This window comes from Pseudorhodoferax aquiterrae (assembly GCF_014652235.1).
GTDB classification, from domain to species: Bacteria; Pseudomonadota; Gammaproteobacteria; order Burkholderiales; family Burkholderiaceae_C; genus Pseudorhodoferax; species Pseudorhodoferax aquiterrae.
On record NZ_BMYK01000015.1, the window covers coordinates 85,363 to 92,052 of the forward strand.

At 72.0% G+C, this 6,690-nt stretch carries 5 protein-coding genes; 2 read left to right on the top strand and 3 right to left on the bottom strand.

Annotated elements, in window-relative coordinates; translation table 11 throughout:
* The first annotated feature begins 97 nt into the window (after nt 1–97).
* Complete coding sequence (locus IE209_RS20955; RefSeq protein WP_189688853.1) at nt 98–973, top strand: EamA family transporter; 876 nt, start codon at nt 98–100, stop codon at nt 971–973.
* On the opposite strand, the gene IE209_RS20960 is transcribed toward IE209_RS20955, so the two are convergent.
* From IE209_RS20960 to IE209_RS20970, 3 genes are read right to left on the bottom strand one after another with little or no spacing between them, the layout of a single operon-like run.
* Entirely contained in the window at nt 957–2,807 is a 1,851-nt protein-coding gene (locus tag IE209_RS20960) for an esterase/lipase family protein (protein ID WP_308433200.1), read from the bottom strand. The genes IE209_RS20955 and IE209_RS20960 overlap by 17 nt on opposite strands.
* Nucleotides 2,804–3,793: an Lnb N-terminal periplasmic domain-containing protein gene (locus IE209_RS20965; RefSeq protein ID WP_189688854.1), complete on the bottom strand. Its 990-nt coding sequence runs from the start codon at nt 3,791–3,793 to the stop codon at nt 2,804–2,806. Before IE209_RS20965 ends, IE209_RS20960 begins: the two co-directional genes overlap by 4 nt.
* Nucleotides 3,793–4,440 (bottom strand): TetR family transcriptional regulator, encoded by a 648-nt coding sequence (locus tag IE209_RS20970; protein ID WP_189688855.1) that lies wholly within the window; start codon nt 4,438–4,440, stop codon nt 3,793–3,795. Before IE209_RS20970 ends, IE209_RS20965 begins: the two co-directional genes overlap by 1 nt.
* Nucleotides 4,441–4,624: 184 nt before the next feature.
* Between IE209_RS20970 and IE209_RS20975 the strand changes: the two genes are divergently transcribed.
* Nucleotides 4,625–6,355, top strand: coding sequence for a PHA/PHB synthase family protein (locus IE209_RS20975; RefSeq protein WP_189688856.1), 1,731 nt, complete (start codon nt 4,625–4,627; stop codon nt 6,353–6,355).
* Nucleotides 6,356–6,690 lie beyond the last annotated feature (335 nt).

The following is a 6,690-nucleotide window of genomic DNA, read 5'->3' on the forward strand; positions in this document are numbered from 1 at the left end:
TCGCCTTGAACCCATTGCCCCCGTGCGCCGATGGCGCACCATCCACCCAAGCACACCGTCGCGCCCCGGCCGATCGGGCACACACCGGAGACCGGCCATGACCTGGCTGAGCCTGTCCATGGTGGTGCTGGCGGCGCTGATCCACGCCACCTGGAACCTGCTGGCCAAGCGTGCCGCCCATGCCGGCACGGCCTTCGTGGCCGCCAGCACGCTGGTGGCCTGCACGGCCTATGCGCCCTGGGTGGTGTGGGAGCTGACGCACGGCGGCATGCCGGTCAACGGCCCCGTGCTGGCCTGCATCGTCGCCAGCGGCCTGCTGCACCTGGTCTACAGCATGTGTTTGCAAAAGGGCTACCGCGTGGCGGATCTGTCGGTGGTCTATCCGGTGGCGCGCGGCACGGGGCCGCTGCTGTCGTCCATCGGCGCCTTCGTGCTGCTGGGCGAGGCGCCCTCGGCCCACGGGCTGCTGGGCCTGGCGGCGATCGTGCTGGGCATCGCCCTGCTGTGCACCGATGGGAAGCTGGCCATGTTCGGCCAGCCCAGTGCGCTGGCCGGCGTGCGCTGGGGCGGTGCCACGGGCGCGCTGATCGCGGGCTACACCGTGGTCGATGCCTATGGCGTCAAGGTGCTGGGCGTGGGGGCCGTGGTGCTGGACTGGTGCTCCAACCTCGTGCGCCTGTGCGTGCTCGTGCCCTGGATGCTGCGCAACCGCGCCCCCGCACTGGCGGCCATGCGCGGGCACTGGGGACTGACCATGGCCGTGGGACTGCTCTCGCCGCTGTCCTACATCCTGGTGCTGGCCGCGCTCGGGATGGGGGCGCCGCTCAGCGTGGTCGCGCCCACGCGCGAGATGTCGATGATGGTCGGCGCGCTGTTCGGTCTGGTGCTGCTGCGCGAACGCGTGGGCCCGGGCCGCGCCGCGGGCTGCGTGCTGGTGGTCGTCGGCGTGGTGCTGCTCAGCGGCTCGCGTTGAGCGACTCGCGCAGGATGCGCCGGATCTCCAGGATCGCCAGCGGGTGCTCCTGCACGCTGTGCTCGGACGGCAGCACGCGCTCGGAGGCCGCGCCCGCCAGGTGCGCGCTGGCATAGGGCACGATGCCGTCGCTGGCCTCGGCGCGCGGCAGCGCCATGTCGGCCTGGCCGATGATGGAGTGGTAGCGCACGCGCGGACTGATCGGCAGCTGCGCGGCGGCCTGCACGAAGGGATCGGTGTCGCGCAGGTTGTCGATGCTGTTGGGGATGCGCTGCGGCCCGGTCTCCTGGCCGTCGGGGCCGGGCCGGCCGAACAGGCCGGTCACGTCGCCGATCTGCTCCAGCATGGCCAGCGGCAGGGTCACGAAGTTGGCGATGCGGCGCGCCAGCCGGCTGCCCGCGAACGGTGTGCCGCGGTGCGGCGCGGCGATGAAGACGGCCTCGCCGACCTGGGGCAGCGGCTCGAACGAGAGGAACGGCGCCAGGCGCTCCCGGGCCGCGCGCGCCGCCGGGTCGGCCGGCAGCAGCGACCACAGCCGCTCGCCCGACGACGACACCAGCAGCCGCGCCAGCACCCCGCCCATGCTGTGGCCCACCAGCACCATGTCCCGCGAGGCCACGGCCTGGCCACCGGGATCGAAGTGCGCCAGCGTCTGCAGCAGCGCCTCACGAATCGCCTTCTGGTTGAGCGCGAGCGGCGCATTGCTCGGGTAGTAGACCTGGCAGATCTGGTAGTTGCGGCGCAGCAGCTCGTCGCCCAGCACTTCGTTGGCCACGTTGATCCAGGCCTCCGGACTGCTGGCCAGGCCGTGCAGCATGACGATGGTGCGGCGCTTGGGGTCGTAGGGCTGCATGAGCTCGATGCGCGGGCGCACGATGCCGTCGGACAGGCCGAACAGCGTGCGCAGCGACTGCGTGGCAAAACCCGCGCGCGCCAGCCACAGGCCGTAGCCGGCCGTGAAGTTCGCGGCCAGCGGCACGCGCTCGCGGGCCAGCGGCGCCTGCGCGCTGCGGTACGGGTCGTACAGCATGAGCTGCACGGCGCGGCCGGCCAGCACATCGGGCAGCGTGTCGCCCTCGAAGCGCAGCAGGGCCGTGATCGCCGGAAAGCGCGTGGTGTCGAAGGGTCGGGCCGGGTCGGCATCGGCCGGCGGCGGCAGCACGGCCACGAGCTCTGCGCCGAAGCCGTCGCGCCGGTAGCTGTTGCGCAGGCCCGTGAAGCGCAGCGAGGAAGCCGGCAGCAGTTCCTCGGGCATGGGCGCATCCGGCGGCAGTGCCAGGTCGTCGGCCTGGCTGGCGATGCGCCAGCTGTTAAGGGCCAGTGTCTCGCCGCGCTGCGCGGCCGGCGTGGCGCTGTACACCTTGAACAGGCGCGTCACGGTCTGCTGCACGGCGTAGTTGTAGTAGTCGCGCACCTGGGTCTGGCGGTCCTCGAAGGCGCGCTCGCCGGGCTTGCGCGCGGTGAAGAACAGGTAGGCATAGGCATGGCGCGCCGTCTCCAGCCAGGCGTCCAGCACGGCCTCGTCGGCGGCCTGGGCCCGGTCGGCCGCCAGCGCATGCTCCAGCCAGAGTTCGGCCATGGCGGACAGGCGCTGCTCCTCGCTGATGCCGGCCGACAGCTCCAGCGTGCCGCGGCAGGCCACGGGCCGCTCGCGGCAGTCGGCGATGCCGACCACGCGCAGCACCTCCTGGGCGGATTCGCTGAGCCGGCCCGTGGTCAGCACGTCGCCGCGGCGCTCGGCCAGGTACCGGGCCGGAGAGATCGCGCTGACCGTCACGCCGGCGCAGCCGGTCAGCAGCAGCAGGACCAGCAGCACGGCCAGGCGGCGCATCATGGCGCAGCCTCCATGCCCGGCACGCCGCGCCGGATCGCTTGCGAGAACTGTGGGTCGGCATCGGCGGCCTGGGCGCGGGCGGTGATGCGGCCTGCGCTGCGCAGCTGCTTGACCGTGTGGCCCGGCGCCAGGCCGCCCACACTGTGCAGGTACTCGGGCAGGTAGCCCGAGGCCAGCAGCCGCCAGTCGAGCGGCAGGCCGCCGACGATGCGGCGCGCCATCTCGTAGACGATGGTGGTGCAGTTGGCGCTCAACGTGTCGTAAAAGCGCGGCGCACGCGCCAGCGCCTGGGCTTGGGCCAGGTAGGCCAGGAACAGCGCGCGCTGCGCGGCCGGGGCCAGTTGCACGCGGTACAGGTAGACGTCCTCGCCGCGCACATTGGTGCGCACGCGCAGGATGTCGCGCTCGTCGGCCGCCACCAGGCTCAGCTCGTATTGCTTGAAGAAGCCGGCCACGGCCGAGAAGGATTCGCCGCGTTCCTTGCGGATCTCGACCGAGAAGACGATCTGCTGGCCATCGTCGAAACCGAAGGAGACCAGGGTATGGGCGATGGCCGGGCCCATCCAGTAGGACAGCGCCATGTCCACCGTGCGCAGCCGGTCCAGGTCGAGGCGGCGCGTCTCCCAGCGCGCGGTGTAGTCGGTGTCGCTGCGCCAGTCGAAGTTGCGCACGTTCGAGAGCGTCAGCACGCTGCCATCGACCTGCGACTGCAGGTGCCGCGCCACGTCGTCGGCCCAGACCCGGTCGTCGGACGGCGCGATGCGCACCCACCAGCCCAGCAGCAGCGCGAAGGCCACGCCATAGGCCAGCACCGGCCGCGCCGCGCCCTCGCGCCACAGCAGCCAGATGGCCGCCAGTGCGAACAGCGCCCAGCCGCCCGCTACCACGCTGGCCCACGGGGCGGGCAGCGGCAAGCGATAGTGCAGCGCGGGCACGGCCCACAGGCTGGACAGCAGCAGCACCAGGGTCCAGACGACGCGGCCCATCAGGGCTCCAGCAGTTCGCGCAGCATCGCGATGTGGGCCTTGCGCTGGCGTTCCATGGCCGTGGCATCCAGTTGGCCCTGCACCAGCAGCTCCAGCATGCTGTGCACGCCCGGCGACAGCACCAGCCGGGGCTCGCGCAGCAGCACACCACGGCGCAGGTGGCCCTGCGCCGCACCGCGCTGGAGCAGTTGCTCGATGTCGGCCAGATAGGGCTCCACGACCATTTCGCGCCACTGGCCCACGAGCTGCTGCGCACGCGCCCCGTCGGCCAGCATCAGCCGCAGCGTCAGTGCGGTGGCCGGGTCGCCGAAGGATTCATACATGGGCGCGACGACCTGGTCCACCAGCACGTCCACCGTCACGGCGGTGTCCGGGTGCAGCGGGGGCCGGTTGGCGTGCAACGGCAGCATGAGCCGCGTGAGCAGCGCGCCGAAGATCTCCTCCTTGCTCGTGAAATGCGTGTAGACGCCGCCCTTGGACAACCCGGCGGCAGCGGCGACATCGTCCATCCGCGCCGCCGCGAAGCCCTTGTCGGAAAACACGCGCAGCGCCGCATCCAGGATCTGGGTCACGCGCACGGTCGCCGGAAGGCGCTGGCGTGCCGGGCGTTCCGGGGTCGGCTGGTCGGTGGGCAATTCGGGCGTCATCGCGGGGTGCCGAACGGGTGGCGCAGGGTCGGCCACGGTCGTCCAGTGGTCAAGGTGGCGTGCATTATCGCCAGGCACAAAAAACCGACTGGTCGGTCGTTACCGATCCGCTTGACCTGGATCAAACGCCCGGCCGCCGTCCCTCGGTAGATTCCAGACCGCCCTGCCATCCATCCATCCTGCCATGCCGCACACGCCATCGCCGACCGAGCATCTCGACCAACTCGTGCATGCGGCGCTGGCACGCGCGACCGGCTCGCTGTCGCCTGCCGCGGCACTGCTGGCCTGGCTGGACTGGAGCACGCACCTGGCCGCCTCGCCCGGACGGCAGATCGCCCTGGCGCAGCTGGCCTGCACGCAGACCGCTGCACTTGCGCACTACCTGCGCGACTGCCTGCTGGCCGGCCCCGGCGATGCCCGCGCGCTGGTGTTGCCGCCGGCACAGGACCGCCGCTTCGCGGCGGCCGCCTGGCAGACCTGGCCGTTCAATCTGCTGCAGCAGTCCTTCCTGCTGACGCAGCAGTGGTGGGATGCCGCCACCCACGGCATCGCCGGCGTGGAGTCGCACCACGAGAGGATGGTGGCCTTCTGGGCACGGCAGTGGCTGGACGCTTTCTCCCCCGGCAACCAGCTGGCGACCAATCCGCTGGTGCTGCAGCGCACCGCCGCCGAGGCCGGTGCCAACCTGGTGCGCGGCGCCGAATACCTGACGGCCGATCTGCTCGCCCTGGCCAGCGGCCAGCCCCCCGCAGCGCAGGGTTTCACGGTCGGCCAGAACCTGGCCACCACGCCCGGCCAGGTGGTGCTGCGCAACCGTGTGATGGAGTTGATCCAGTACCGCCCCGCCACCGCCCGCGTGCATCCCGAGCCCGTGCTGATCGTGCCGGCCTGGATCATGAAGTACTACATCCTGGATCTGTCGCCGCACAACTCGCTCATCAAGCATCTGGTCGCGCAGGGCCACACCGTGTTCTGCATCTCCTGGAAGAACCCTGGCGCGGCCGAGCGCGACCTGGGCATGGACGACTACCTGGCCGAGGGCTTCCATGCCGCGCTCGATGCCGTGGGGGCCATCGTGCCGCGTCGGCGCGTGCACGCCACCGGCTACTGCCTGGGCGGCACGCTGCTGGCCATCGCGGCCGCGGCGATGGCGCGCGACGGCGATGCGCGGCTGGCCTCGGCCTCGCTGTTCGCCGCCCAGACCGACTTCAGCGAACCCGGCGAGCTGGGCCTGTTCATCGACGAGAGCCAGGTCAGTCTGCTGGAAGCGCAGATGGCCGAGACCGGCTACCTGCGGGCCAGCCAGATGGCCGGGGCCTTCCAGATGCTGCGCTCGTACGACCTGCTGTGGTCGCGCCTGGTCAGCAACTACCTGCTCGGCAACCGTTCCGCCACGAACGACCTGATGGCGTGGAACGCCGACGCCACGCGCATGCCCGCCCGCATGCACGCGCAGTATCTGCGGCGCCTGTTCCTGGACGACGACCTCAGCGAAGGCCGCTATCCGGTGGCCGGCCGGCCGGTGTCGCTGGGCGACCTGACGTTGCCGATCTTCATGGTCGGCACCACCACCGACCATGTCGCGCCCTGGCGCTCGGTGCACAAGCTGCACTTCCTGAGCCCGGCCGAGATCACCTTCGTGCTGACCAGCGGGGGCCACAACGCCGGCATCGTCAACCCGCCCGGGCCGGATTCGCACCGCAGCTACCAGATCCTGACGCGGGCGGCCGGCGGCACCTACCTCGGCCCGGCCGACTGGCAGGCCGCCGCCGCCACGGTCCCGGGTTCGTGGTGGCCGGCCTGGCAGCAGTGGCTGGCCGCACACTCGGGCGCGCCGGTCCCCCCGCCGCGGCTCGGCACCGCCGCCTACCCGCCGCTGGCCGATGCCCCAGGCACCTACGTCCTGGAAAAATGACATGGCGGCGCACGCACCGCCAGGCGGGAAAGGCCTGCTCATCGGCATCGCCTGGGCTTGCGCCTGCGCGTTCCGCGCCGCCGGGGCCGAACCGGCCGCGACCGGGCTCACCGACAAGGCCCGCCCGCGGGTCGAGCCGCTGGCCGGGCGCGCCGGGCGCCTTGCTCGCCGGCGACGGCGGGCGCAACACCACGGGCAGCCCACCGCACCTGGGCGCCGGCCACCCCGTGGTGGGCTGATGCGCAGTCTCCCCCCTGCACTGCTGGCCGCGGCGCTGGCCGCCGGCTGTGCCTCGATGGCGCCGACCGTGCAGCTGCCGGCGCCGCCCGTTGCCG